Raw genomic sequence first — 25587 nt, 5'->3', positions numbered from 1 at the left:
AGAGACCTCACACAGGCGGACCCGCCACCTGAGGCATCCATGGTCACGAAAGGGTGCCGCGAACCGGCGAGCGCCGCTCTTCCCGGCCCGCGACACGGCTCAGGCCGAGCCCGCGTATCGATCTTCCCGGCTCGTGACACGGTTCCGGCCGGGGAGATCGGTGCCCGGCGTTCAGCGGCGCATCCGCGACGCCAGCTCGCGTACGGCCACGGCGAGCAGGTCGACCTGGTCCCGGGAGGTGAACAGTGCCGGTGTCACCCGGACGCAGTCGCCCCGCACCGGCCCGCCACGGCGTACCGTGAAGATCCGGTGCCTGTCCATCAGGTCCTTGGCGATCGCGACGTTGTCGGCCTCCGAGGTGCGTCCGGTGATCCGGAACGCGGTCATGGCCCCGTACATGGCGGGGTCCTCGGGGGTGAGGATCTCCAGATTCGGCAGGTCGATCACCTGGTGCACCCAGCGGTCGCGCAGGAAACGCAGCCGCGCCTGCTTGACCGCGGCGCCCAGGGTCTCGTGGAAGTCCAGGGCGGTGCCCACGGTGAGGATCGGGGCGACGTCCATGGTGCCGGAGTGGACCCGCGAGCGGATGTCACGGCCGGAGTAGGTCTCGTCGGCGAAAGCGGGATCGATGTCGGCCAGGCGATTCCTGCGGATATAGAGAAACCCCGACCCCAGCGGCGCCCCCATCCACTTGTGCAGGGAGAACACGGCGAAGTCCGCCGCGAGGTCGTCGAGGGTGAAGTCGAGCTGCCCCCAGGAGTGGGCCGCGTCGACGATCACGTCGACACCGCGGTCACGGGCCATCGTGACGATCTCCGCCACCGGCAGGACGAGTCCGGTGCGGTTGTTCATGTGGCTCAGCAACAGCAGCTTGACCCGCGGATGGTCGCGGAGCGCCCGGGCGTAGGCGTCCAGCGCGGTCCGGCGGGTCACCGGTTCGGGGACGGCGATCCGCTCGACGCTCACCCCGCGCCGGTCGCGCAGCCAGTTCATCGCGTACCGCGCGCTGTGGTAGTCGAGGTCGGTGTACATCACCGCGTCGCCCGGCCGTAGCCGGTTGTAGCCGCCGATCAGGTTCTGCAGGGCCTCGGTGCCGCCACGGGTCAGGGCGATCTCCTCGTGGGAGACGCCCAGGACGGCCGCGACGCGCCTCCTGACGCGGTCGGCCCGGTCGGCGTAGGAGGTGCGCAGCAGGTGGGAGTTCTGCTCGTTCAGCAGGTCCACGTTGCGGTGGTACGCCTGGCGCACCGGCTCGGGCATGATCCCGTAGTAGCCGTTCTCCAGGTTGACGAAGTCCGGGCTGACCCGGTACTGCCGCGCGACGGTGCCCCAGAAACCCTCGTCCCCGGCCAGCCGGTCGGCGGGGACACCGGCCGGAACGACCGGTGTCGCGGGCGGCGGCCGCGGCGACCGCGGTGGCCTCCCCGCGAAGGAGGCGGCGAACGCGCCGAGCCCGGTCACCACGTGACGCCTGGATATGGTCATCGATCCCCCCGCGGACGGCCCGGGCCCCCCGCGGGCCGGGCCACGGCGGTTACCGCGATCGCGTCTCACCACCGCTTCCAGCGTGCGGCGCCCCGACCTCCGCGTTTCACCACCGGCTTCCAGTGTGCGGCGCCCAGGCCCCCCACCCCGGCATCCACGATGTACGGGCGTGGCGCGGCCTACCTCGGCCGCGGGGGTACGCGCAGGGCGAGCAGGGCCGTGTCGTCGCTCGCCTCGTCACCGGTGTGGGCCAGGACCGCGTCCCTGACCCGGGTGATGACCTGCTGGGCGCTCAGGTCCGCGCAACCGGCCAGCAGCCGGGCCAGGGCCTCCTCGCCGAAGAAGTCGACGCCGCCCTTCTGGCGCGCCTCGGTGACACCGTCGGTGTAGAACAGCAGGACGTCGCCGGGGTCCAGTTCGAAGCGCACGTTGTGCAGGTTGATGTCGTCGAAGATGCCCAGCGCGGCCCCGGCGCCGAACAGCTCGTGCACGGTGCCGTCCGCGCGGCGCAGCAGGGCCGGCGGGTGCCCGGCGGTGCACAGCAGGCCGACGAACCTGTCGCCCTCGGGACGGAAGATCGCGCAGACGACCGTCAGGAAGCGGCCCACCGGCACCTGCTGGGCGCGTAGGGCGTCGTTGAGCTGGTCCAGCATCCGGCTGGGCGACAGGTGCCTGGGCGCGTCGGCGCGCAGGGTGTAGCGGGCCAGCGCGGTGACCGTCGCCGCCTCCACCCCCTTGCCGCACACGTCCCCCAGCACCACGCACCAGCGCGAGCCGCTGACGGGGAACAGGTCGTAGAAGTCGCCCGTCACCTCCGCCCCGCCACTGGCCGACAGGTACAGGGCCGCGGTCTCGATGCCGGGCACCTGGGCGAGGACGGGCGGCAGCAGGCTCTGCTGCAGCGTGCGCGCCAGCGCGTTGGAGGCCAGCCAGGAGCTCTCCAGCTCGCGTACCTGCCGCTCGGCGGTGACCAGCGCGTGCCGCAGCCGGATCTCGGCGGTCACCGCCCTGGCCAGGGTGTCCAGGGTCTTGACCTGGCGCTCGCTCCAGTCGCGGGAGCGGGAGTCGACCACGCACAACCCGCCCAGCACCTCACCGCCGGGACCGTGGATGGGATAGCCCGCCCAGGCGCCGATGCCCAGCTTGTCCACCGCGGCCAGGCCCCGCATCCGCGGGTCGGCCGCCGCGTCGGAGACGATCAGCGGCCGGTCGGTGGCGACGAGGATGTGGCAGGGGCTCTCCTCCACCGCGTTCTGGCGCTCGCCGGCGCTCAGCGCTCCCACGCCGACGGCGCTGAGCCAGAACGAGCGCCGGTCGTCGACCAGGGTGACGAAGGCCCGCTCGACCCCGGCGGAGGTCGCCGCCAGCTCGGTCAGGTCGTTGAGGGCCTGCTCCGGCTCGCCGTCCAGCAGCAACCGCGTGGCGCGTACCGCGGCCAGCCGTGCCTCGTCGAACACCTCGGCGGGCAGGTCGGCGATCGTCTTGAGGTGGCGTCCCCTCGGTGACGGCGCGACGCCTTCCTCAGGCACCCCGCACATCCACGGCGCGAACGGTCGTTCCCGTCACCGGTGAAGGGGTTTCCCCATGTGCTCGTCCCCGCATCCGATCCTCCTGACGAACCAACGATCCTCGCCGTCCGCGATCGCGCGTGGGGCGACCTGCCACGGAGGGGGACGGGGAGAGGGACACGGACGGGGACAGGGTCCGCTCCCCTCGCCGGGCGCGTACCCGGGTCGGATGGCGCCACCATACCCGACGATCGCGCCGGTCCGGTGCGCCCGTTCCCGACCTGCGTCGACCCGCGCGCCGCCCGGCCCTTCCCACGGCGAAAAGCCCGGTTCACACCTGTCTCCCCTCGATGGAAAGCCTGGTTCACACCACGTCTCCCCTCGATGGAAAGCCCGGCCCGCGCCTGCCCTTCCCCCGGTGGAAAGCCCGGCCCGCACCGTGTCCTCCCGCGGTGGAAAACCGGTGGCAGGGCGGCCGGGGGCGGTGCCAGAGTGCCCGGGTGACCGTACCTCGCGTTGATCTGCTGATCCGGCAACTCGACATCGCATGGGCGCTGTTCGAGTACCACCTGAAGGACCTCGACGACCCGGTCTGCCTCTGGGAGCCCGCGGCGGGCTGCTGGACCGTCCGGCCCGACGCCCGGGGCCGCTGGGTGGCCGACTGGGAGGTGCCGGAGCCGGATCCCGCGCCGGTCGTCTCGATCGGGTGGCTGACCTGGCACATCGGCTTCTGGTGGACGACCACCCTCGGACACTGCTTCGGGTCGGGGGCACCTTCGCGCGAGGAGATCACCTGGCCGGGCGACGTCGCGGCCGCGGCCGGCTGGCTGCGCGGGCTGAGGGACGACTGGCGGGCGGCCCTGCTGCCGCTCACCGACGCCGACCTCGACTCCACCGAGAGGACCGCCGGGCTGCCGTGGGGGCAGGAGCAGACGCTGGTGGACATAGCGGGCTGGGTCACCGTCGAGCTGACCAAGAACGTCTCCGAGATCGGCATCGTCCGCCACCTTCACGAGGCGCGAAGGCGCGAGCCGGGCGATCCCCGGGTATGAACACGCGGCACGACGCTCCCCCGCGAGTCCGCGAGGGGGGTCGTCGCCGGTCGGTGTACGGAGTACGGACCGGCGGCGACGGCCGCCCGGTTACGCGCCTACGCGCTCCCGCCGAGCACGATCTGGGTGCGCACCCTCTCCCCGGGTGCCGGGGCGCTGGTCGCCGCGTTGACCCGTATGTTGACCAGGCCCACCGTGGTCGTCGGCGTGCACGGGCAGCCGAGGCCGACGCGCTGGATCAGCGGCGGCGAGTTGCTCGGGTCGAGCTGGGCGGTGCCCGGGTAGAAGGCGACGACGCGGTACACCCCCGGGGGAAGGGTCGAGGTCGTCAGGGAGGCGACACCGCCCACGAGCATGGCCGTCCCGAGGCTCAGCCCGTCCGTGGCGAAGGTGACGTTGCCCGTGGGAACGCTCCCGTCCGACGCCGTCACCGTCGCGGTGAAGGTGATCGGGGCGCTGTCACTCCCCCCGGCGCACGTCGAGGTCAGCCCGGTCGTGGTGGTCGCGACCCCGCAGGCCGGGGGCGCGGGCGCGGTGACCGCGTTGGTGTCGAGGCGGACGGCTCCGTGGATGGTGGCCAGGAGGCGGCCCTCCACGCTCGCGCCGTTGAACAGCTCGATGGTGTCGATCGCCAGGACGTTACCGGCGAAGGCCGAACCGGCTCCCAGGTTGACCAGCCCGCCGACCTGCCAGAAGACGTTGCGCGCCGCGGCGCCGTTGACGAGGGTCACCGTACTGGCGGGTGAGGTGTCGAGCGTGTCCGACTGGAGGATGAAGACCGCGTTGGGGTCGCCGAGCCCGTCGAGCGTCAGGGTCCCTGTCACCAGGAAGGCGCCGGTCGTGGAGTCGTAGACGCCGGGTGTCAGGGTGGTCCCGCCGAGCTGCGCCGCCACGGTGGCGTCGGGGGTCCGGCCGGCGGCGTCGTTGTAGGCGGTGGTCGCGTCGGTCTGCGCCTGCTGGGCGACGGCGTCGGTCACATGGACGGTCCCGGTGACGACGCCGGGCGGGAAGCCGCCGAACGCCGCGCCCGGCCACACCCCGGCGTCCCCGGTGATCACGGTGGCGCCGACGCTGCCGAGGGCGTCCCAGGCCAGGGCGGTGAAGTTCGCGGCGGTGCCCAGGGGCACCGGTGCCGCCGCGTTCGCGGTACGGGGTACGGCGACGGCCCCCGTCGTGATCAGTGTCACGAGGATCCCGGTCAGCATCGAACGGACCGTCTTCCGTGCCGTCCCGCGAGATCGATTGACATATATCATAATATTGTTCTTTTCTTTTGGTATTGAGCCACCCAGACGCATTGAGATGATGCGTCACACCTTCCGACATTACCGATCGGCAGCACAACACCCGTCGTATGACATACCAGCAGATCCCAGTGAAGTAAATTTATCAATCACAAATAGCTGCTAATTAGATATGACATGACGTTTATTAATAAAGGCGACATTTAGCGCTTTCGCCGACTCGGTGCGGCCCGGCGGCGCGCTCCTCGCGCCCGCCGTGGGAGACCCGGGCGCGGGAAGATCGACGCGCCGCGCGGGTCCCTCAACGCTTGAAGATCAACCGCCACGGCATCCGGGCCGACTCCAGCTGCACCCGCAGGCTCATCTTCGAACTGCCCGCCCGGCGGTCGGAGAAGTGGATCGGGATCTCGACGACCGTCATCCCCGCCCTGATCGCCCGATAGTGCATCTCCACCTGGAAGCTGTAGCCCCCCGAGGAGATCGCGCCGAGGTCCAGGGCGGCGAGGCTCTCCGCCCGCCAGATCTTGAACCCGGCGGTCACGTCCCGCAACCCGACGCGCAGGATGGTACGGACGTAGAGGTTCGCCCACCTCGACAGGGCCCGCCGCCGCAGGCCCCACTCGGCGGCCAGCGTCCCGCCCGGCACGTACCGGCTGCCGATCACGCACGCCGCCCCCGTCGCCAGCGCGGTGTCGAGCAGGCGCGGCACGGCGTCGACGGGATGCGAGAAGTCGGCGTCCATCTGCACCACGAACTCCGTCCCGGCCGAGAGGGCGGTCCTCATGCCGTCGACATAGGCGCGCCCGAGCCCTTCCCTCACCCGCCGGTGCACCACGGCGACCCGGCCGGGGTGCGCGGCGGCCAGCCCGTCGGCCACCTTCCCGGTGCCGTCCGGGGAACCGTCGTCGACGACCAGGACGCGCAGGCCGTCCAGCGGCAACGCGAGCAGCGCCTCCGCGAGCGGCGGAAGGTTGTCCACCTCGTTGAACGTCGGGATCACGACGGTGACGGTGGCCATGTTCGGGGTCAGGGCCTTCCGGGCTCGACGGTCGGACGCTCTCGCCACGGAACGGCGCGGCGTTCCCTTCCGGTGGTATCGGACACCGGAGTGGCAAAAGATCACCCCATGCTAGCGGCCGACGGGACGGCCGCGCCGGTCACCTCGGAGACGGAGGCCGGCGGCACGGTACGGCGCGCCACCGGCGGCGCGGAGGGAAAAATCCGTTGCGCGGGTATCAGGGTGACGTATCCTAAAGAATCGTCCATTAGTCATGGAACCGGGCAGTGACCGATATCGCAAGGACATTATGCGGGCACATTCCGTATCGGCCGATCGATCCGTGGAAATCAGCTGCGACGAGTCCGGCTCGGAGGGCGAGAAACTCATCGGTGGCAACACCGACGTCTTTACCCACGCCAGCCTGTGCATGGACGTCGAATCGGCGGCGCGCTGTATTCAGGGAATACGGGACAGGGGCCCCTCTCCGGCGGTGGAGTACAAGGCGAACGTCCTGCTTCGCGAGAAGAACAGGCCCGCCCTCACGTGGCTGCTCGGGCCGTCGGGGCCGATCCACGGGAAAGCCCACGTGCATCTGACCGACAAGACGTTCCTCGTCGTCGACAGGCTCGCCGGGCTGCTCGCCGGGGAGACCGGCCACGCGCCGGACATGGGCCTGCCGCGAGACCGGCGGCAGGACCGGCAGGCCGGTGCCCTGGCCGCCACCCTGTACCGCGAGGGCCCGCACACGTTCGGGCACGAACGGTGGCGGGCCTTCCTGGAGTCGTCCAACGACCTGATGCGCACCGGGAACGGCCGGAGCCCGGGAAACGGCCAGGGCGCGGAGGACGGCCGGAACACGGCGAACGGCCAGTTCACAGGCAACGGCCAGGGCACAGGGAACGGCCAGGGGGCGGTGAACGGCCAGGGCATGGGGAACGGCCAGGGCATGGGGAACGACAGAAGCACGGGGAACGGCCGGAACGCGGAGGCGTCCGCCGACGCGTTCTTCGAGATGGTCGACGGCCTGCGCCACGTCGGCGCGGGGAGCGCGGCCGGCGAGATCATGGAGCTGCTCCGGCGGGCCAGGCCCCGGGTGGACTCCTTCCTGACGCGGCTTCTCGACGACCCGAGGGCGGTCCCGTCGCTGGACCCCCTGATCCCGGCCATCGTCCGGGCCGTCGCCTACTGGGGTGAGGGCACGAGGCCCGTCTCGATCGTTCACGACCGGCAGACCACGCTCACGGAGGAGCGCGTGGCGCGGATCAGGGAGACGCTGGGCGAGCCACGGCCCGACGGGCTCCCCTGGTCGCCGACGGCCCGGCTGACCGGCCTGAGGTTCGTCGCCTCGCACGCGGACGCGCGGATCCAGGTCGCCGACCTCCTCGCCGGGGCGGCGAGGAAGATAGCGTCGGACGAGCTCAACGGCAGGGGCGACGCGGAGCTCACCGCCCTGCTGCGGCCGTACGTGGACGCGTTCTCGATCTGGGGGGACGACAGGAGCTGGTCCCTGCTGGAGTCCGCGGCCGGCTCCCGGTCGTGACGGTCTCCGCGACCGCCGCGAAGACCGTCACGACCGGGAGCGTGGAGCCGGCGCCCCCCGGCGGAACGGCCTGACCCGCCACCCGCTCACCCGTCGTCGGCTCGTCGGCGTCGCCTTGGCGGGGTGAGACGACCGGACCCGTGCCCGCTCGCCTGTCGTACGGCGCGGGCACGGGTCCGGTGCGTGGTGCGGTCAGGTCTGCAGCTGGGTGCAGACGGACTTCACCTCGGTGTAGGCGTCGAGAGCCTGGTGCCCCATCTCACGGCCCCAGCCCGACTGCTTGTAGCCGCCGAAGGGCAGGGCGGCGTCGAAGACGTTGTAGCAGTTGATCCAGACGGTGCCCGCGCGGATCTTGCTCGCGAGGGCGTGCGCCTTGGAGATGTCACGGGTCCAGATACCGGCCCCCAGCCCGTAGTCGGTGGCGTTGGCCTCCGCGGCGATCTCGTCCAGGTCGGAGAACGGTGAGGCGACCACCACCGGCCCGAAGATCTCCTCGCGGACGACCTTCATCTCCGGGCGTACGTCGGTGAGCACGGTGGGCTGGACGAAGTAGCCCCGCTCCCCGTGCCGGTTGCCGCCGGCCAGGGTCTGGACGCCCTCCTCGCGCCCCGAGTCCAGGTAGCCGGTCACCCGGCGCAGCTGCTCGTCGGAGACCAGGGGCCCCATCTGCGTGTCGGGCTCCATGCCCGGACCGAGCCTGATGCCCCGGGCGATCTCGGCGACGCCTTCCACCACCTGGTCGAACCGGTCACGCTGGACGAACAGCCGGGATCCGGCCACGCAGCACTGGCCGTGGTTGAAGAAGATCGCGTTCGCCGCGCCCTGGATGGCGATGTCGGGGTCGGCGTCGTCGAAGACGATGTTGGGGCTCTTGCCGCCGAGCTCCAGGGTGACCTTCTTCAGGTTGCCCGCCGCGGCGTGCACGATCAGCTTGCCGACCTCGGTGGAGCCGGTGAAGGCGATCTTGTCCACGCCGTCGTGCGCGGCGAGCGCCGCACCGGCGGTCTCGCCGTACCCGGGCAGGACGTTGACCACGCCGTCGGGCATCCCGGCCTCGGCGATCAGCTCCGCCAGCCGCAGGGCGGACAGCGGGGTCTGCTCGGCGGGCTTGAGGATCACGACGTTCCCGGTCGCCAGCGCGGGCCCGAGCTTCCAGGCCGCCATCAGCAGCGGGAAGTTCCACGGGATGATCTGGCCGACCACGCCGACCGGCTCGCGCAGGGTGTAGGCGTGGAACGCGGCGCCCGGCATGTACGGCACCGACAGCGCGATCGTGTTGCCCTCGATCTTGGTCGCCCAGCCCGCCATGTAGTGGAACAGGTCGGCCGCGAGCGGGACGTCCGCGGCCCGTGCCACGGCCACCGGCTTGCCGTTGTCCAGCGATTCGAGCTGTGCCAGTTCCTCGACGTGCTCCAGGATCAGGTCACCGATCCTCCAGATGATCCGCCCTCGCTCGGAGGCGGTCATCCGTGACCAGGGTCCCTGCTCGAAGGCCTTGCGGGCGGCGCGCACCGCCCGCTCGACGTCCTCGGCGTCGGCTTCGGCGACGTGCGCCAGGGTCTGTCCGGTAGCGGGATTGGGGGTCGCGAAAGTCCTGCCGGACGCCGCGTCCACCCACTGTCCGTCGATGAACAACTTGTGGGGGGTGGTGATGAAGTCCTCGACGCTCTTTTCCAGGGTCACCGTCATCAGCGTCGGCTCCCTTCCTGTTCAGAGACGCTGTGCCGGACCGCGCGCCCGCCCGCATCACGAAACCGTCCGGGGTGCGTGAACGCTCGGCCCGATGAACAATTCCTCTCAATCAGACTACGGACGAAGTGAGAGCACAAGGACTCTCCGCTTCCGCCCGCTTCCGCCCACTCCCGCGCGGCCCCGGCCGCCTCGGTCACCGCTGTCACCCCGGTCACCTCGGTCGCCTCGGTCGCGTGGAGCCGCCCGTGCCGTCGTCGCCCGTGGTCGCCCACGCGTCCACCCCTGCCTGGGCGACCGTGATGTCCTGCTCCACGCTCCCCGCGCTCACCCCGATCGCGCCGACGACCACGCCGTCCGCCCCGGCCAGCGGGATGCCGCCACCGAAGATCACCAGACCCTCGTTGGTCACCTCGATGCCGCGAAGGGAGCCGCCGGGCGCGGCGGCCTCGCCCAGCTGCTCGGTGGTCATCGCCATCAGCACCGCGGTGCGGGCCTTGCGCGTGGCGATGTCGACGCCGGCGAGGATCGCGCCGTCCTGGCGTGCGAACGCCAGCAGGTGCCCGCCGCCGTCGACCACGGCGATGTTCATGGGCCGGCCGAGCTCGTCCGCCTTCTCCAGCGCGGCGTCCAGCACGTGACGGGCACCGGCGAGGCCGAGCCGTACGGACATGTGAGTCTCCCTTCCCTGGACGATCTTCTCTGGCCGCTCTTCCCTGGCCGCTCTTCCCTGGTCGCTCTTCCCTGGTCGGCGAGTCTTTGGTCGGCGAGTTCCTGACCGGCGCGTTCTCGTACGGCCGGGACGCGACGGCCTCCTAGATGGACACCTGATCCAGCTCGGCGTCCAGGGTGATCACCGTGCCGGCGAGGGCCACGGAGACGGGACAGGTCTCCTTCGCCCTCTCCGCCGCGCGGCGGAAGCCCTCCGCGTCGGCGCCCGGGACGGCGGCCCGCACGACCATCCGGATCTCGGTGATCAAATAGGCCCCGTCCCGTGGGTTCTGGGACACCGTCACCGTGGCGTCGATCCGTTCCGGGGGCGTACCGGCCGCGGTGAGCAGCGCCGACAGCTGCATGCTGTAGCAGGCGGAGTGCGCCGCGGCGACGAGTTCCTCCGGGCTGGTCTGGCCGTTCGCCTCACCGGCCCGGGTCGGCAGCGAGAACGTGAACCCGCCCGCTCCCGAGGAGACGAGCGTGACCGTTCCCGATCCGGTGGTCAGGTCACCGGTCCATCGTGTCGTGGCGATGCGATCAGGCATGCTGGGGATCCTCCCTCTGCTCGAACTGCTTGAAGGGGACGCCGACGACCAGCCGGGCGGCGTTGTGCCCCATGACGCGGGCATCCGAGGCGGTGCCCGCCACCGCGGGCGCGTCCGGCGGAAGTTTGGCGTGGTGCACGCAGATGTTCCCCGCGGCGTCCACTCCCACCCCGACAGCGAGGCTGGACGCCTGGGCCGCGGCGAAGGCCAGCTCCCGCGCCCCGCCGCCTACCCCGCCCCCGGCATGACCGTCCTCGACGCGAGTACGTCCGTTTCCAACACCGACGCGTCCGCCCTCGACGCGGACATGGCCGCCCTCGACGCCGATACGTCTGTCCTTCAAGCGAGTATGTCCGTCCTCGACGTCGATGTGTCCGTCCTCGACGCGGTACGGCACGCCCTCCTCCTCCAGGCCGGCCTCGATCTCGCGCAGGCGGTGCCGGTTTTCCGGGGCCGGATGGCAGAACACCACCACGGCGGGCCGGTTCCGCTCTCCGTACGTCATCGGCCACCCACCACGGTCCCGGCGGTCCCGGCGGTCCCGGCCGCGCATGCCGACGCGTGGCTGACGACCAGGCCGGTGGCCACCGCGTTGCGGGGGCCCTCGTGACCCCGCACGTTGCCGGTCCCGCTGACGATCCCGAACTCCGCGACCGCCTCCGCGATCATGTCGGGGATCTCGAAGTCCAGCGCGGAACCGCCGAGGACCACCACGAAGCCGACCTGCCGGAGGTCGCCGCCCGGGGCCACCTGTTCGAGCGCGCGGAGCGCGTTGACCACGAAGACCCGCTGCTTGGCCGACCTGCGTACCTGGCGGATCCTCTCCACGCCGTGCCGGGTGGGGATCGGGTGCATTCCGTCGTCGGTGAGCGTGACGACGCGGGCGAAGGCGTCGGCGGGCAGGGGGCTGTCGAAGAAGCGGACGGTGCCGTCCTCCATCCGGACGTGGAAGAAGCTCTCGGCCCTCGCCAGCGGGAACCTCTTGATCTCCTCCGCGAGTTCCGTGTTCTCCAGCCCGAGTTCGGAGTCGATCAGGTTGGTGACCAGGTCTCCCGCGCCGGCCAGGTGCACCGAGCGCGTCTCGCCGTCGCCGGTGTCGACCGCCGCGTCGGTGGAGCCGCCGCCGAGGTCGAGGATCGCCACCGGCCGGCCGGCCCCCGGAGTGGTGAGCGCACCCAGCAGCGCCATGTCGGCCTCGACCCCGCCGATCAGCACCTCGGTGCCGAGCGCCTCCCGCAGCCGCGCGGCGAGCAGCTCCATCGGCCCCCTGCTGGTACGTACCATCGCGGCCAGCGCGACCGCGTTCTCCAGCGCGAACTCCCCCGCCAGCCCGCCGGTGACCCGCTGCGGCACGAAGGTGTCCACGGCGAGCACGTCCTGGACGCGTACGGTGTCGGCGGGCGTCGCGGTCAGGTCGGACATGGTGTCGCGGACGCGGGCGAGCATCCCGCCGACGTTCGTGCCGGGCTCGCCGACGGCGTCGGCGAGGGGGCGGACCCGCCGCAGCGTCGCCATGATCTCCTCGGCCCCGGCGTCCATCCCGACCGACCGCCTGACCTTCCCGCCGATCAGGGTGAGGGCGCCGGCCGGGATCCTGCGGTCGGTGACGTCCCCTGCCGGGGTGCGCACCACGACGGCCGAGCGGTTGCCCACCAGCGCCCGCGCCACCGGCGCGATCACGCGGGTCTGCTCGGGGTCGAGCCCGAACACCGTGGCGATCCCGTAGGAGTTGGACAGGGTCCTGATGGTGCGGCCCGGCTCGGCGACCTCGACGGCGGCGGGCATGCCCAGCGGCACCCTGTCCACCAGCGTGACCTCGTCGACCACCGGTACCGGCTCGCCCAGCCTGTTGGCGATCAGGTTGGCGTCGTCGGCGTGGACGACCACGCCGGTGACCCGGACCCCGCGCGCGACGGCCGCGTTGATCCCCCCGGCGGCGTCCTCGAAGTCGACGCCCGCGCCGACGACGCAGATCACCGCGCTCCCGGCGGCGCATCCCCGCAGCTCGGGGAAGGCCACGGTGGTGCCGGTCCCCAGCCCGACGCCGCCCGGCGTCTCCGGGTTGTGCCCGATCATCGTGGACTCCGTGATGATCGTCTCGGTGATGGTCTCCATCGCGAGCCCGCTGATCACCGGGGTCGCCTCGTTGACGAGCACCGCCTGGAGCCCTGCCGGATCACAGCCCGCCCCGGCGAGGGCACGGCGTACGACCTCGACGACACCCGAGACGTTCTCCACGGTGCCCTTCACCCCCGACGTCCTGCCGAGCGCCGCGCAGAGGTAGTCGACCCTCCCGTCCTCGCCGACGCGCGTGGCGCACGCCTCCGTGGTCGAGTTGCCGATGTCCACCCCCACCACCAGCGACATGGTCCTCCCTCCGAACATCCGGCCGTCCAGCCGTCCAGCCGCCCGGCCTTCCTCGGCTCAGCCGGTACCGGCCATCCGGATCAGCACGTCGAGTTCCACGGGGTCCGCGCCCTCCCGTACGAACTCGGTCTCCTTGATGTGCAGCAGCGCGGCCTTGGCCTGCCAGCGCGGGCGGGCCATGTGGTCGTTGCGCGAGGGCACGGGTTCCGGCGACTCGCCCTTGGCGTACCTGGCCGCGTTGCCGCCGACCCTGCGGAAGGTCTCCAGGTCCATCAGCGGCGCCTGGGGGAACAGCTCCAGGTTCGACAGCCGGAGCAGGTCCCTCTGATGGATCATGGTGGTACCGCGCGAGAGGACGCCGACACCGATCCCCGACCCGGACAGCACGGCCGCGGTGTGGGCGATGACCGCGAGGTCGGAGCTGCCGTGGAACCGGACGACGCGGGCGTGCATCCCCTGCTCCTCCACCCCGGCCAGCAGCTCCCGCAGCACCTCCACGTGCGGGACACCGACGATGGTCGTGGAGAAGAAGGCGCCGAAGGCCGGGGAGACGCCGATGACCACCTCGTCGGAGCGGCGCCCCGGCCGCGCCGCGCCCTTCTCCCCCAGGCGCATCGTACGCACGTCGTCGGCGACCTCCCCCTCCTCCGGGTCGCGGGCGCCGACGACGTGCCGCAGCCGCTTCATCTCCTCCCACCGCGCGCCGTCCGGGCGGTATCCGCTGCCCGGTCCCGCGTAGTCGTTGGGGTCGTTGACGGCCGAGAGCGTCGTCAGCTCCGGGGTGAGGATCGCCGAGGTCTGCAGGAGGTCACCGGAGACCCGCTGCCTCAGCACGCCCAGCAGCGCCTCGGCCACGTCGGGGAAGCCACCGGCCTCCAGCCCCTTGACGATGTCGAGCCCGGTGACGCCCCGGTCCATCACCGAGCGCGCCGACTTCAGGTCCTCCAGTACGTCCCTCAGCGGCAGTTCCCTGCTGCCGTGGGAGTAGACGGCCGCCTCGACCTCCCTGTCGGTGATCGGCGCCAGGTCGAGGTGGGCGAACACGCCCTGCAGCGCACGCGCGGCCCTGCGCCGGGCGGCGAGGATCTCCGGCTCGGGGACGTGCCGGAGGGCGCCGTCCACCTGCAGGTCCCGCTGGATGGTGTTCCAGTCGTCGTAGTCCTCGGGGTCCAGGTTGGAACCGGCGAACATGTTGTCGTAGTTCGGCACGGCGGAGTAGCCCGAGCAGACGAAGTCGGTGCCGGACAGCAGCTGCGGCATCAGCCGCGCGGTGCGGCGCATGTCGGAGTGCGAGAAGGACTGGTCGTTGCCGGAGGCGCACTCCAGGTCGACGGTGCTGGCGACGAGGTTCTCGGCCAGCACCGCGCGGATTCCCGCCGGTACCGCGCCGGGCACGCCGATGCAGCTGATCGAGCCGTTCTGCAGCCCCTGGACCCCGGCGCCCTTCGCGACCAGGACGCAGCGGATCTCCAGGTACAGCATCGACCTGCTCTCGGCGTGGCCCATCTGCACCTCGGAGCCGGTGCCGGAGGTGAACCGCATCTTGATCCCGCGGGAGGCGTAGGCGGACGCGAGGAACGCCTTAGACCACGGGGTGTCGTCGCCGTCGCAGAAGACCTGCTCGGTACCGTACACCGAGATCGTCTCCGCGTAGGCGGTGATGCCGCGCATGCCCAGTTCGAGCTCGGTGGCCTCCTCCAGCGCGCACTGCGTGAGCACGCCGGGTCTCCCCGCCTGGGCGCCGACCTGCAGCGCGATGGCCACCAGCGGGGCGTACCGCACCACGCCGAGGGTGGTCTCCAGCTCGCGGAACCCGCGCAGCGCGCCCTCCGCGGCGTCCGCGGCCACCTGGACCGGGTTGTCCCGCGCGCTCGTGGAGTGCCCCTGGTTGGCCGGGGTACGACGCGCCCGCATCTTCTGCAGCGCCATCATCATCTCGACCACGTTCATGGTCTTGACGACTTCCAGCAGCTTCGCCGGGGTCAGGCCGGACGAGACCGCCAGCACCTCACCGCGCGACACCTTCGGGTCCACCAGCATGTGCGCGATCTCGGCGGGTTCGAGGCCCATCGCCCGTTCGGCCGCCGAGGCGTCGATCGCGTGGTCGGCGATGAACTGGTCGAGGAAGTCGAAGTCCTTCCGCTCCCTGCCGTCCATCTCCACGATGGTCCCGTTCTCCACGCGCACGCTCGGGCGCGGGTCGTACGGGCTGTCCATCGCGACCATGCCGACCTCGGGCCACTCCTCCACGAAACCGTCGAGGTTGACCGGACGGTCCTCCAGGATCTCCGTACGCCTGGACCGCCGGGGCGCCGGTACCCGTCCACTCGCTCGCCTGTCCGCCCGCCCGCCGGTCTGCCCGCTCGCGGCGTTCCTGGTGCTCATCTCCGGTCCCACCTTCCTGACGCCCTGCCCCGCCGCCGGACACTCGCCGTGTACGGCTCGTTCGGCTCGTCCAGTTCGTCCGGCGCGTCCAGTTCGTTTGGCTCGTTTGGCTCGTTTGGCTCGTTCAACCCGCGAGGATGCCCCGGCGCTCGTACACGTCGGCGGCCTCCCTGATCAGCCGCGCGCACAGCGTGGCGGAGTGGTCGCGCTCCAGCTCCCCGGCGATCTCGGCCAGCCGCTGTTTCGTGGAGGCGCGCGGCCGCAGCGCGTTGTAGATCTCCAGCACCTTCTCGTCCGGCAGCGCGGTCAGCTCGGCGGCCCGCCGGAAGTTCTGCCCGAGCTGCGGCCTGCCGGACGAGTCCGCGACCTCCGCCTGCAGCCGTAGTGTCTCCGGCGCGATACGGAGGTCCTCGGCCGCCACCTCCCCGGCCAGGACGGCCTCCATGGTGATCTCGTCGAGGCGCTTGCCCGTCGGTGTCCTGAGCAGCTCCGGGCGATGGGACGCCAGCGGGTAGTCACGCCCCGGATCCAGTTTCGCCGAGCCCCTCTTCGCGGACGCCGTCTTCCCGGACGGCGTCTTCCCGGACGTCGTCTTCCCGGACGTCGTCTTCGCGGGTGTCCTCTTCCCGGACGTCTTCTTCCCGGACGTTGTTTTCGCGAAGGTCATCGGATCGCACCCGTCCTCTCCTCACGAGCCTCACAAGCCCCACAATGCTCACGGGCCCGTGCCACCGGAGTCGTCACCGCCTCGGGACGAGCACGTGCACGTCCAGTGCGATGTCACACATAGGTGGAACGCCGTCGAGCGTCAGGTTCTCCTCACGCGACGTCCACTATTCGGGCAAATTTCGCGATAAAACGGCCGACCGTAGTGCCGCGACCAGGAGGCACACCCACATCGCCATCGACGCCCCCGGCTGCTCACCGACAGTGAACCGCGTGAACTCGACGGCACGCGGCCGACCCCTTCGCGGGAAACGCCGAACCGCCAGAGGGTGGCGACCGGACCGGCCGGGTTGACCTCAACCACGCTTGAGGCACCACGCTGGCCGGCATGAACGCGACACACATCGACGAGCGGGCACGCGAGACGGAGATCGAGGCGATCGAGCAGGTGATCGCCACACTGGAGCACGCCCAGCAACACGAACTCCCCGGCGAGTTCGTCGGCCTGTTCAGGTCCGACGCGATCTGGACGACGGGGCACGGCAGGCGCCTCACCGGCCGTGACGAGATCTCGGCGTTCACCCACCGGGTGCTTCCCGGCGCGATGAGGGACTCGACGAGCGACTACGAGGTGGTGCACGTGCTGTTCATCCGTCCCGACGTCGCCGCCGTCAAGGTGCGCCAGCGGGCGGTGACACTCGACGGCCACCCGATCGAGGGACAGAACGAGGGCAGCCCGCTGTACGTCATGGCCAAGGAGGACGGACGGTGGCTCCTGGTCGCCTGCCAGAACACGGAGGTGCTCGACGGGTGACCGCCGGGCCCCGCTGAGAACCCGATGCCCCGACCGGGCGGTCCTCACCCGGCCGGGAACCCGGGGCGCGCCCGGACGACGAAGGGCACGGGAACGACACGGTCACCGGCCGGACTCCCGCGCGGCTCGCGCCCACCGCTCGCGACGGATCTCGGGATCGACCAGAACGCAGTCACCGCACATGCCGCCGCCGGGCAGGCGGTAGAACAGGCAGCAACTGCGCCGGGCGAAGAGGGGACGGCCGGGGACGGGTTCGGCCAGTTCGCCGGTGCCGCGCAGCAGGCCCGTGTCCAGCAGCTCGCGGCCCAGTGCCACGGCCTTGGCGGCGAGTCCGGGGCGGTGGCGGCCCAGTTCGAGGAGGGTGCCCACCAGGGCGGAGGCCGCGTTGCCCCACAGCAGGCCGGGGGCCGTCGGCACGACCCGCCGTACCGTCTCCGCGAGTGGCTCCAGCAACCCGGTCACCACGGTCCGGTACAGCGGCCCGGTGATGCTCGCGGGGTCGCGGACCTCCTGCCCTTCCAGGTGGACGGCCCGCAACGGCAGCGGACCACCGGCCGCCGGACGCCAGTACACGTGCCGGGGAGCCAGATCGACGAGCAGGTCGTGCGCGACCGCGGCGCCGAGGGACGGCGACCAGAAACGGGCGGCCAGGCCCTGGAAGAGGATGGAGGCGGCCACCCGGGTCTGCGCGGTGCCGAGCCGCCCGGCCATGTCCGCGACCCGGGCCTCCACGGTGCCGGGATCGGTGAGCAGATCGGTGAGCGGCCGCCAGCCGGGCTCGGGGAGAAGCGGTCCGAGTTCCAGGCCGAAGTACCCCCCGGCGGCGGAGACGTCCGCGACCGCCGCCGCGATTGCGGCCGGGGAGGCGGGAAACGGTCCCGGTGCTCCGGACCGGACGGACGGCACGGCGACCACGTCCTCTCTGGGAGAGCCGGGGAAGACTTCAGGAAGAGTCACCCCCATACTCACACAGCCCCGCTCCCCCTCATTCGTCCCTGAGCTCCTCGGGACGCAGCGTGCGGCGCAGGATCGGCCGGGCGGCCCGTGCCACCAGCGTCGCGGCCAGCACCCCGATCCCCACCATGAGCACCGCCCGGACGGCTGTGAAGGCGAGCCCCTCCGGCACCTCGCGGTAGACGTCCCACCCCGTCGAGAGGACCACCCCCACCCCGGCGGCGGCGGCCACGACGCACACCGGCAGCGCCGCGATGAGCGCCTGCCGGGTGAGCACCCGGCCCAGCGCGGGACCGGGCGCGCCCGAGGCGGCCAGGGCCGCGAACGAGCTCCGATGGTCCAGCAGGTCCTCCGCCTGGTGCGCCACGAGGGCGGCGGCCGAGGTGACCAGCGCGACCAGCAGGGCGAGGTCCACGAGCAGGTAGGCCACGGCCCAGGAGGAGTCGAGGCCGCCCCCGAGGAGGATGGGCCCCTGCTGGGCGCCCACCCCGGCGCCGAAGAACACGGTCAGCCCCACCACCGACAGCGCGCGGGCCCACCCCCGGGGATCGGCCCCGACCATCCGGGCGGCCAGCAGGGTCTCCGCCGCCCCGGCCCGGTCACCGACCCGCCGGGCGGCCACCCTGATCAGCCACGCGGTACCGAGGACCAGGCCGAACAGCAGGAGCACCATGCCTGTCGTCACGGACAGCGCCGCGGCGTACGGCCCGCCGGGGAACCTTCCCAGACCGGCGATCCCGGCGGCGAGCAGCCCGACACCCACCGCGACCAGCACCAGGTCGCGCGGCCTGGGACCGGTCGCGGGCGTCCGCCGGACCACGCCCAGCGGGGAGGTCACCACGTGCCGCCCCGCCCTCAGCCCGGACAGCGTCCCGGCGAGCGTCACCGCGACGAGGATCGCCGCGATCTGCGCCGCCGGGACCAGGGGCACCGGGCCCTCCAGCGCCGCCGCCAGCACCAGGTTCGCCACCAGGTGCAGCGCGACGCCGCACACCCCGCCCAGCAGGGTCCGCCACCCGCTCTCGTACGCCCCGAGCAGGCGCACCTCGCGCGGTGTGGCCCCGGCCAGCCGGAGCGCGGCGAGCCGCCGTTCCCGGGTCGCGGTGGCCAGGCGGCTCACCTGGTAGACGAAGGCCATGGTGGGCACGACCAGCAGGGCCAGCGTCAGCGCGGTGATGAGCCGTGCGTCCCGGCCGGAGAAGAAGCCCAGATACTCGATCCGCGTCTGGACGAGGAAGCCCCCGGGGTGAACCGAGATACCGAGCCCGAACGCCAGCAGGTTCGCCGCCACGCACAGCAGGAAGGTCGCGAGCGCCGCCCCCGCGGTCATGAGGCGCCCCCGTACCCGCTCGCGCCGCGACCCGCCCCTGGCGAGCATCCGCATCACGGCGATCACACGGTCACCCCGGCGAGCCTGCCGTCGCGCAGCGCGATCTCCCGGTCGGCGTAGGCGGCCACCCGGTTGTCGTGGGTGACGATCACCAGCGTGGTGCCGTCCGCGCGGGCCGTGCCGACGAGCTCGTCCATCACCCGCTCACCGGCCAGCGAGTCGAGCGCGCCGGTCGGCTCGTCGGCGAAGACCACCCGGGGGCCGGTGACCAGCGCGCGGGCCACGGCGACCCGCTGCAGCTGGCCGCCGGACAGCTCGCCCGGCCGCTTGTCCGCGCAGCCGATCACGTCCAGTCTCTCCAGCCGGGACCGGGCGGCCAGCAGCGACTCCCGGCGCCCGTGCCGGTTGAACAGCAGCGGCAGCGCCACGTTCTCCTCGGCGGTCAGCTCGGGGACCAGCCCGCCCGACTGGAAGACGACGCCGAAGCTCTGCCTGCGCAGCCTCGTGCGATCGGCGTCGCCGAGGGTGTCGACGCGCCGCCCGTCAAAGTGGACCTCCCCCGCCTCGGGGCGGACGATCCCGGCCAGGCAGTGCAAGAGCGTCGACTTGCCGGAACCGCTCGGGCCGGTGATCGCGACGATCTCCCCGTCGCCGATCTCCGCCGACACCCCGTCCAGCGCGACGGTCCTGGCGAAGGTCTTGCGTAACGCACGTGCCTCAAGCATCCATCTCCTCCTTAAGATCCGCGAGTCGTTCCATCGCCGTCCCGATCCAGCGCAGGTCGGCGTCGAGGTGCTGGAGCGCGTAGTCGGCGGCGAGCACCTGCGCGGGGGATCCCGAGGCCCGCTCCGCGGTGAGCTCGCGCATCCGCGCCAGATGGGCGGCGCGCTGCCTGACCAGGTAGCCGTCCGCGGCGCCACCGGCGACGATCGCCACCACCACGCGCGAGAGGAGCGCGCTGGAGACGTGCGGCGCGGGTGTCTCCACCTGTTCCAGCCATCGGGCCAGCTCGGCGAGCCCCTCCTCGGTGATCGCGTACACCGTGCGCTCGGGACCGCCCTCCTGCACGGTCTCCGCCACCTCGGCGAACCCGTCCCGCTGCAGGCGCTGCAACGTCGCGTAGGCCTGTCCGTACGCGAGCGGCCTGGCACCCGGCAGGCGCTGGTCGTGCTCGCGTTTGAGCTCGTACCCGTGTTTGGGCCGCTTGGCGAGCAGCCCGAGCATGACGTGTCCGGTAGACATGATCATGACTATACACTCGATGCATACACCAGGTGAATAGTTTGACGACGATCACCCGGCACCCTGGCCGGAATCCGGAGATCCCGGCCGACCATGCGCCGACGGTGCGCTGATAGCGCACTGACAGTGCGCCGAGCCCGCACCGACCGGCCGGAACCGCCGTTCGGGACCGGAGGCGGGCGGTGTCCATTCGGCGGCCCTGGCCCGGATCGTCACCGACGGCGGAGCGACGCACGGCCGGTGACGGCGGAAGCGGCGTTGCCTTGGCGCGTCCGTGGCACTACGGTTGATCCCGTGACTGCCGGGTCGGCCTTGGGCCAACAGCGAGTAGGGCACCCGGCCGAGGCGTGAGCCCCGGGCGGGCCAGAGGCCCACCCCTTCTCTCCTTCCTTCCACGCGTCGAGCGTGACGTTTCCCGTGGTCCCCACCTCGCGGTCTCCGCGTCCCAGGTGGCCGCCACGTTTCGCGTGATTCCCACGTGCTCTCACGGTGCCGGTCGTCGCCGGCCGTCGCCGATCCCGCGCCACCCGCGAACCGGCCCCGGCGGTGAACCGCCGGTCCGGCCGGTCGTCCGGCGCGCCCTCCCTCGTTTCCCGCACCACGGTCGCGGTCGCCCCGTGGTGTCTTCGTGCCGCCCGCCGGGCGGTCCTTCGTCATGCCCGCGAACAGCTCGCGGGACCACAGATCCCGGAGAAGAAAACAGAGAATGCCGATCGAATTCAACCAGCAGATCATCGAGGAGTTCCGTGCCAACGGCGGGAAGGTCGGCGGCCCCTTCGAGGGGGCCCGGCTGCTCCTGCTGACCACCGTCGGAGCGCGGTCCGGCGCCCGGCACACGACCCCGCTCGGCTACCTTCACGACGGCGGCGAACGGGTCCTGGTCATCGCCTCGGCCGGTGGCGCGCCGAACCATCCGGCCTGGTACCACAACCTGGTGGCCAACCCCGTCGTCACGGTCGAGGACGGCATCTTCACGTACGAGGCGCGGGCCGTCGTCCTGGAGGGCGCCGAACGCGACCGCGTCTTCGCCCGCGCGGCAGAGGCCGACCCCGGCTGGGCCGACTATCAGGCGAGGACGACGCGTGTCATCCCCGTGGTCGCCCTGGCCGGGGGCGGGCCGCCGAACGCGGGGTCGGCGAGCGAGACCCTCAAGCGGGTCCACGACATGTTCCGGCGGGAACTCGCCCTGATCCGCAAGGAGGTCACCGAGTCGGGTCCCGGGCTGGGCGCCCAGCTGCGGGTGAACTGCCTCACCCTCTGCCAAGGGCTGCACAACCACCACACCGGTGAGAACATCGCGATGTTCCCCTTCCTCGCCCGGCGCTACCCCGAACTCGCCCCCACCCTGGAGCGCCTGAGCCGCGAACACGAGAAGATCGCGGCTCTCGTCGAGGAGCTGCGGGAGGTCATCTCCGCCGAGGGCGCGGACTCCATGCTGGTGCTCGCCGAGGTCGAACGGCTGACGGACGAGCTCGAAAGGCACCTGGCCTACGAGGAGCGGCAGCTGATGCCGATCCTCGACACGTAGCCCTCACCTCCCCGGCCGGGGACACCGGGGAGGTGAGGTCCACGTGCACCCCGGACCCCGCAGGCCGGGCCGACGCCCCCGGAGGCGCCGGCCCGGCAGGCGGGCGTCCGGTGGCGAGGGCCCATGTGCCGCCGGAGGGTTTACGCTGCAGAGCCCGTGTGACGCCGGAGTGCCTACGGTGCCCGGAGATAGGCGATGCCGAAGTCGGCGCCGGTCCCGGCCGCGGAGTGGCAGTAGACGTCGAGGACCAGCAGCGGCGTGGCGCTGCAGGAGTTCACCGTCCCGAGGTGGCAGTACCGCCCGGCCGTGATCGCCGAGACCTGGGCGCTGTCGCCGGGCTTTCCGATCCCGGCGTAGGTGAGCCGGTAGTGGCCCGGCGCGAGGCGGGTGACGGCCGGAACCTCTCCGTCGCCGTGGGAGTGGCTGGAGTCGATCGCCGGATCGGCCGGGTCGCCCTTGGCCGTGACGTAGGCGGCGGGCGGCTTCTCGCCACGGCGAGCGCCGACCGGACGGGACGTCGCCGATCCCCGCCGCCCGAGTGCGCTGGCCACCCTCACCGGGCATTCGGACAACGTCTTCGCGGTGGCGTTCGCTCCCGACGGTCACACCGTGGCCTCGGGAGGCGTCGACGCCACGGTACGGCTGTGGGACACCGACGTGGAGAACGTGGCCAGGCGGGTCTGCGCGCTCGCCCACCCCGCGATCACCCGCTCGGACTGGGACCGGTATCTCCCCGGCGTGACCTACCGGCCGCCCTGCCCGTGACGGCGGTGTGCCGGGAAAGCCTTCCCACGGTGTACGGATCGGCAGGTCGGTGGATCAGTGGATCAGCTGTCGGTGGGCCTGGCCCGCACGTGCATGCGCTCGCCCTGCAGCCCGAACAGGCTGAGGAACTCGACCGGCTCCGGACCGGCGGCGGCCCACCCGTGCGGGGTGCGGGTGTCGAACTCGGCCACCTCCCCGGGGCTGAGGACGAGGTCGTGCTCGCCCAGGAGCAGCCGCAACCGGCCTGACAGGATGTAGAGCCACTCGTAGCCCTCGTGCGTCCGCTGTTCCAGCGGCGCGTCCCCGTGCGGCCTGCCCGGGATTATCTGCTTGTAGGCGTGCAGGCCGCCGAGGTGGCGGGCGAGCGGCACGAAGGTCATGCCGTGCCGGGTGAAGGAACGCATGTGCACGCGGGGGTCACCGGTCTCCGGCGCGCCGACCAGCTCGTCCAGCTGCACGCCGTACGCCTTCGCCAGGGGCAGCAGGAGCTCCAGGGTCGGTTTGCGCTGCCCGGACTCCAGGCGCGAGAGGGTGCTGAGCGAGATCCCGGTCGTCTCGCTCAGCTGGGCCAGGGTGGTGCCGCGAGTGCGGCGCAGCGCCCGCAGCCGGGGGCCCACGGCGGTCAGCACGCTCGCGAGGGTGTCGTCTGCCATGCCTCTATTTGCTGACCCGGCAAGTAATTTTGTCAAATCCGGGGGCCAGGGTGGACCATTTGCGGTGAACGGAGGAATCACACATGAGCGGACGAACGGAACAAAAAGTGACAACAGCTCCCCCGGACTCCTCGGCCCTCTCTGACGGGGAACGGCGCTATGAGGTGGTGGTCGTCGGCGGTGGGGCCGCCGGGTTGAGCGGGGCGCTGGTCCTGGCACGGGCACGGCGCTCGGTGCTGGTGATCGACGCGGGCCGGCCGCGCAACGCTCCGGCGGCCCACGTCCACTCCTATCTGACGCGCGACGGCGTGCCCCCCTCGGAGCTCCTGGCCGCGGGGCGCGCGGAGGTGACCGGCTACGGCGGCGAGATCACGCGGGGCGACGCCGTCGCGGCCGAGCGCCTGGAGGCCGGGGGCTTCCGCGTCGTCCTCGAAGACGGGTCCTCGGTCGTGGCGGAGCGGCTGCTGGTGACCACCGGCCTGGTCGACGAGCTGCCCCAGGTGCCGGGGCTCGCGGAGCTGTGGGGGCGCGACGTCCTGCACTGCCCGTACTGCCACGGCTGGGAGGTGCGCGACCAGGCGATCGGCATCCTGGCCACCGGACCGCTCGCGGTCCACCAGGCCCTGCAGTGGCGGCAGTGGAGCGCGGACGTCACCCTCTTCACGCACACCGCGCCCGGGTTCGGCGCCGAGGAGCACGAGCAGCTGGCCGCCCGGGGCATCGTGGTGGTGGACGGGCGGGTGGCGGCTCTGGAGACGACGGGCGACCGGCTCACCGGCGTACGTCTCGCCGACGGCCGGGTGATCCCCCGTCAGGCCCTCGTGGCGGGCCCGCGCTTCACCGCCCGCTCCGGCCTCCTCACCGGCCTGGGTCTGGAGACGACCGACCAGGAGATGGGCGGGCACGTGATCGGCAGCTACGTCGCCTCCGACCCGACCGGGGCGACGGCGCTGCCCGGGGTGTGGGTAGCCGGGAACGTCACCGTCCTGACCGAGCAGGTCATCGGCGCCGCCGCCGCGGGCGTGCGCGCCGGCGCGGCGATCAACACCGACCTGATCGCCGAGGAGACCCGCCGGGCCGTCGCCGCCCGCCGCGAATCCCTTTCCGCCCGCGAGTCCGCCGGGCATGAGCACGCGCGGGAGACCGCCCTCCCGGAGGCGGAGTTCTGGGACCTCCGTTACGGCGAGAGCGACCAGATCTGGAGCGGGAACCCCAACGTCATCCTGGTCCGCGAGGTCACCGGCATGGAGCCGGGCAGCGCCCTGGACCTGGGATGCGGTGAGGGGGCCGACGCGATCTGGCTCGCGCGGCGAGGATGGCGCGTCACCGCCACCGACATCTCCGGCGTCGCCCTGGAGCGCGCCGCCCGGCACGCCGCGTCGGCGGACGTCGCCGATCGCGTCGACTGGCAGCGGCACGACCTGGGGGTCTCCTTCCCCGACGGCCTCTTCGATCTCGTCTCCGCCCACTTCCTGCACTCCCCCGGCGACATGCCCCGGGAGAAGATCCTGCGGACCGCCGCCTCGGCGGTCGCGCCCGGCGGGACGCTCCTCGTCGTCGGGCACGCCGGGTTCCCCGCCTGGGAGCACAACCCCCACCCCGACGTGCACCTCCCCACGCCGGAGGAGGTCCTGGAAAGCCTGGAGCTCCCGGACGGGGAGTGGGAGGTGCTGCTCTGCGAGGAACACGACCGGATCCAGAACGACCCCGACGGGCAGCCCACCACCCGCAGGGACAACGTCCTCAAGGTCCGGCGCCTGCACGGCTGAGCCACCGCCCCCGCCGTGCGGGTTCCGTACGGCGGGGGGCCTGCCTCCGGCGAACCGGCGGCCACCGTCAGCACGTCCCGTCAACGAGCCGTGCGATCTGGAGTACGAACCCCCGGCACCCGCCTGGATCGCGTGACCTGTGACGGTGCCCGGGGTCTCCGGGGAAATCGCGCGCGAGGATGTCGAGAAGGCGGCCACGGCTCCGACCCCTCGGTGACCGGCCGAACCGAGACCGGCGAGTCCCGAGGAGACACGAGCATGGAACCCACGAAGACGAACACCCTGAAGGTCCCCGGCGCGACCCTTCACTACGAGATCCGGGGCTCGGGCCCGACCT

At 72.0% G+C, this 25587-nt stretch carries 24 protein-coding genes; 6 read left to right on the top strand and 18 right to left on the bottom strand.

From position 1 onward, the window contains the following. Nucleotides 1–171: 171 nt before the first annotated feature. Entirely contained in the window at nt 172–1485 is a 1314-nt protein-coding gene (locus ACSC1Q_RS40855; protein WP_436764115.1) for an aminotransferase class V-fold PLP-dependent enzyme, read from the bottom strand. Nucleotides 1486–1664: 179 nt separating this feature from the next. Next, a complete protein-coding gene (locus ACSC1Q_RS40850) occupies nt 1665–3014 on the bottom strand; it encodes a PP2C family protein-serine/threonine phosphatase (protein ID WP_436764114.1) in 1350 nt (449 codons plus the stop codon). Between the two features lie 479 nt (nt 3015–3493). Here ACSC1Q_RS40850 and ACSC1Q_RS40845 point away from each other — a divergent pair, with 479 nt between their 5' ends. Continuing rightward, nucleotides 3494–4045 carry a DinB family protein gene (locus tag ACSC1Q_RS40845; protein WP_436764113.1) on the top strand — a complete coding sequence of 184 codons (552 nt, stop codon included), beginning with the start codon at nt 3494–3496 and terminating at the stop codon, nt 4043–4045. Between the two features lie 98 nt (nt 4046–4143). Here the strand turns inward: ACSC1Q_RS40845 and ACSC1Q_RS40840 are convergent, their stop codons facing one another. Next, entirely contained in the window at nt 4144–5250 is a 1107-nt protein-coding gene (locus ACSC1Q_RS40840; protein ID WP_436764112.1) for an ice-binding family protein, read from the bottom strand. A 340-nt stretch (nt 5251–5590) separates the two neighbouring features. Next, entirely contained in the window at nt 5591–6307 is a 717-nt protein-coding gene (locus ACSC1Q_RS40835; RefSeq protein ID WP_436764111.1) for a polyprenol monophosphomannose synthase, read from the bottom strand. Nucleotides 6308–6629: 322 nt separating this feature from the next. Between ACSC1Q_RS40835 and ACSC1Q_RS40830 the strand changes: the two genes are divergently transcribed. Further along, a complete protein-coding gene (locus tag ACSC1Q_RS40830) occupies nt 6630–7829 on the top strand; it encodes a hypothetical protein (RefSeq protein ID WP_436764110.1) in 1200 nt (399 codons plus the stop codon). Nucleotides 7830–8021: 192 nt separating this feature from the next. On the opposite strand, the gene ACSC1Q_RS40825 is transcribed toward ACSC1Q_RS40830, so the two are convergent. The 8 genes from ACSC1Q_RS40825 to ACSC1Q_RS40790 form a co-directional block, all read right to left on the bottom strand. Next, complete coding sequence (locus ACSC1Q_RS40825) at nt 8022–9518, bottom strand: aldehyde dehydrogenase family protein (RefSeq protein WP_436764109.1); 1497 nt, start codon at nt 9516–9518, stop codon at nt 8022–8024. 214 nt (nt 9519–9732) lie between these two features. Next, nucleotides 9733–10191, bottom strand: coding sequence for a GlcG/HbpS family heme-binding protein (locus tag ACSC1Q_RS40820; protein ID WP_436764108.1), 459 nt, complete (start codon nt 10189–10191; stop codon nt 9733–9735). Nucleotides 10192–10333: 142 nt separating this feature from the next. Further along, nucleotides 10334–10777: an OsmC family peroxiredoxin gene (locus ACSC1Q_RS40815; RefSeq protein WP_436764107.1), complete on the bottom strand. Its 444-nt coding sequence runs from the start codon at nt 10775–10777 to the stop codon at nt 10334–10336. Then, nucleotides 10770–11282 carry a glycerol dehydratase reactivase beta/small subunit family protein gene (locus ACSC1Q_RS40810; protein WP_436764106.1) on the bottom strand — a complete coding sequence of 171 codons (513 nt, stop codon included), beginning with the start codon at nt 11280–11282 and terminating at the stop codon, nt 10770–10772. The genes ACSC1Q_RS40815 and ACSC1Q_RS40810 overlap by 8 nt, the downstream gene beginning before the upstream one ends. Then, nucleotides 11279–13144: a diol dehydratase reactivase subunit alpha gene (locus tag ACSC1Q_RS40805; RefSeq protein ID WP_436764105.1), complete on the bottom strand. Its 1866-nt coding sequence runs from the start codon at nt 13142–13144 to the stop codon at nt 11279–11281. Before ACSC1Q_RS40805 ends, ACSC1Q_RS40810 begins: the two co-directional genes overlap by 4 nt. Nucleotides 13145–13201: 57 nt before the next feature. Continuing rightward, nucleotides 13202–15529 (bottom strand): propanediol/glycerol family dehydratase large subunit, encoded by a 2328-nt coding sequence (locus ACSC1Q_RS40800; RefSeq protein ID WP_436764104.1) that lies wholly within the window; start codon nt 15527–15529, stop codon nt 13202–13204. Nucleotides 15530–15653: 124 nt separating this feature from the next. Continuing rightward, the gene (locus ACSC1Q_RS40795; protein ID WP_436764126.1) at nt 15654–16037 is read right to left on the bottom strand and encodes a diol dehydratase small subunit; all 384 of its coding nucleotides are present in this window, start codon (nt 16035–16037) and stop codon (nt 15654–15656) included. 7 nt (nt 16038–16044) lie between these two features. Further along, the gene (locus ACSC1Q_RS40790; RefSeq protein WP_436764127.1) at nt 16045–16206 is read right to left on the bottom strand and encodes a hypothetical protein; all 162 of its coding nucleotides are present in this window, start codon (nt 16204–16206) and stop codon (nt 16045–16047) included. A gap of 377 nt (nt 16207–16583) precedes the next feature. On the opposite strand from ACSC1Q_RS40790, the gene ACSC1Q_RS40785 reads away from it, so the two are divergent. Further along, on the top strand, nt 16584–17009 hold the full coding sequence (locus ACSC1Q_RS40785) for an SgcJ/EcaC family oxidoreductase (protein ID WP_436764103.1): 426 nt from the start codon (nt 16584–16586) through the stop codon (nt 17007–17009). A 102-nt stretch (nt 17010–17111) separates the two neighbouring features. Here ACSC1Q_RS40785 and ACSC1Q_RS40780 read toward each other — a convergent pair whose 3' ends face one another. Genes ACSC1Q_RS40780 through ACSC1Q_RS40765 form a run of 4 tightly spaced genes read right to left on the bottom strand, consistent with a single transcriptional unit; the run spans nt 17112 to nt 20535 of the window. Then, a complete protein-coding gene (locus ACSC1Q_RS40780) occupies nt 17112–17966 on the bottom strand; it encodes a (2Fe-2S)-binding protein (protein ID WP_436764102.1) in 855 nt (284 codons plus the stop codon). A 28-nt stretch (nt 17967–17994) separates the two neighbouring features. Beyond that, nucleotides 17995–19359, bottom strand: coding sequence for an FtsX-like permease family protein (locus ACSC1Q_RS40775; protein ID WP_436764101.1), 1365 nt, complete (start codon nt 19357–19359; stop codon nt 17995–17997). Then, nucleotides 19356–20018 (bottom strand): ABC transporter ATP-binding protein, encoded by a 663-nt coding sequence (locus tag ACSC1Q_RS40770; protein ID WP_436764100.1) that lies wholly within the window; start codon nt 20016–20018, stop codon nt 19356–19358. Before ACSC1Q_RS40770 ends, ACSC1Q_RS40775 begins: the two co-directional genes overlap by 4 nt. Next, entirely contained in the window at nt 20011–20535 is a 525-nt protein-coding gene (locus ACSC1Q_RS40765; protein WP_436764099.1) for a PadR family transcriptional regulator, read from the bottom strand. The genes ACSC1Q_RS40770 and ACSC1Q_RS40765 overlap by 8 nt, the downstream gene beginning before the upstream one ends. Before the next feature lie 706 nt (nt 20536–21241). Here ACSC1Q_RS40765 and ACSC1Q_RS40760 point away from each other — a divergent pair. Further along, on the top strand, nt 21242–22063 hold the full coding sequence (locus ACSC1Q_RS40760) for a nitroreductase/quinone reductase family protein (protein WP_436764098.1): 822 nt from the start codon (nt 21242–21244) through the stop codon (nt 22061–22063). 173 nt (nt 22064–22236) lie between these two features. Here ACSC1Q_RS40760 and ACSC1Q_RS40755 read toward each other — a convergent pair whose 3' ends face one another. After that, the gene (locus tag ACSC1Q_RS40755; protein ID WP_436764097.1) at nt 22237–22614 is read right to left on the bottom strand and encodes a hypothetical protein; all 378 of its coding nucleotides are present in this window, start codon (nt 22612–22614) and stop codon (nt 22237–22239) included. A gap of 31 nt (nt 22615–22645) precedes the next feature. On the opposite strand from ACSC1Q_RS40755, the gene ACSC1Q_RS40750 reads away from it, so the two are divergent. Further along, on the top strand, nt 22646–22828 hold the full coding sequence (locus ACSC1Q_RS40750) for a hypothetical protein (RefSeq protein ID WP_436764096.1): 183 nt from the start codon (nt 22646–22648) through the stop codon (nt 22826–22828). Nucleotides 22829–22890: 62 nt separating this feature from the next. Here ACSC1Q_RS40750 and ACSC1Q_RS40745 read toward each other — a convergent pair whose 3' ends face one another. Further along, nucleotides 22891–23481, bottom strand: coding sequence for a helix-turn-helix domain-containing protein (locus tag ACSC1Q_RS40745; RefSeq protein ID WP_436764095.1), 591 nt, complete (start codon nt 23479–23481; stop codon nt 22891–22893). Nucleotides 23482–23564: 83 nt separating this feature from the next. On the opposite strand from ACSC1Q_RS40745, the gene ACSC1Q_RS40740 reads away from it, so the two are divergent. Next, the gene (locus tag ACSC1Q_RS40740) at nt 23565–25250 is read left to right on the top strand and encodes an FAD-dependent oxidoreductase (protein WP_436764094.1); all 1686 of its coding nucleotides are present in this window, start codon (nt 23565–23567) and stop codon (nt 25248–25250) included. Nucleotides 25251–25587 lie beyond the last annotated feature (337 nt).

This window comes from Streptosporangium heterodermiicola (assembly GCF_051390675.1).
Taxonomy (GTDB): domain Bacteria; phylum Actinomycetota; class Actinomycetes; order Streptosporangiales; family Streptosporangiaceae; genus Streptosporangium.
Note: the sequence above shows the minus strand (reverse complement) of the source record. Positions and strands in the feature narration are given on the sequence as shown.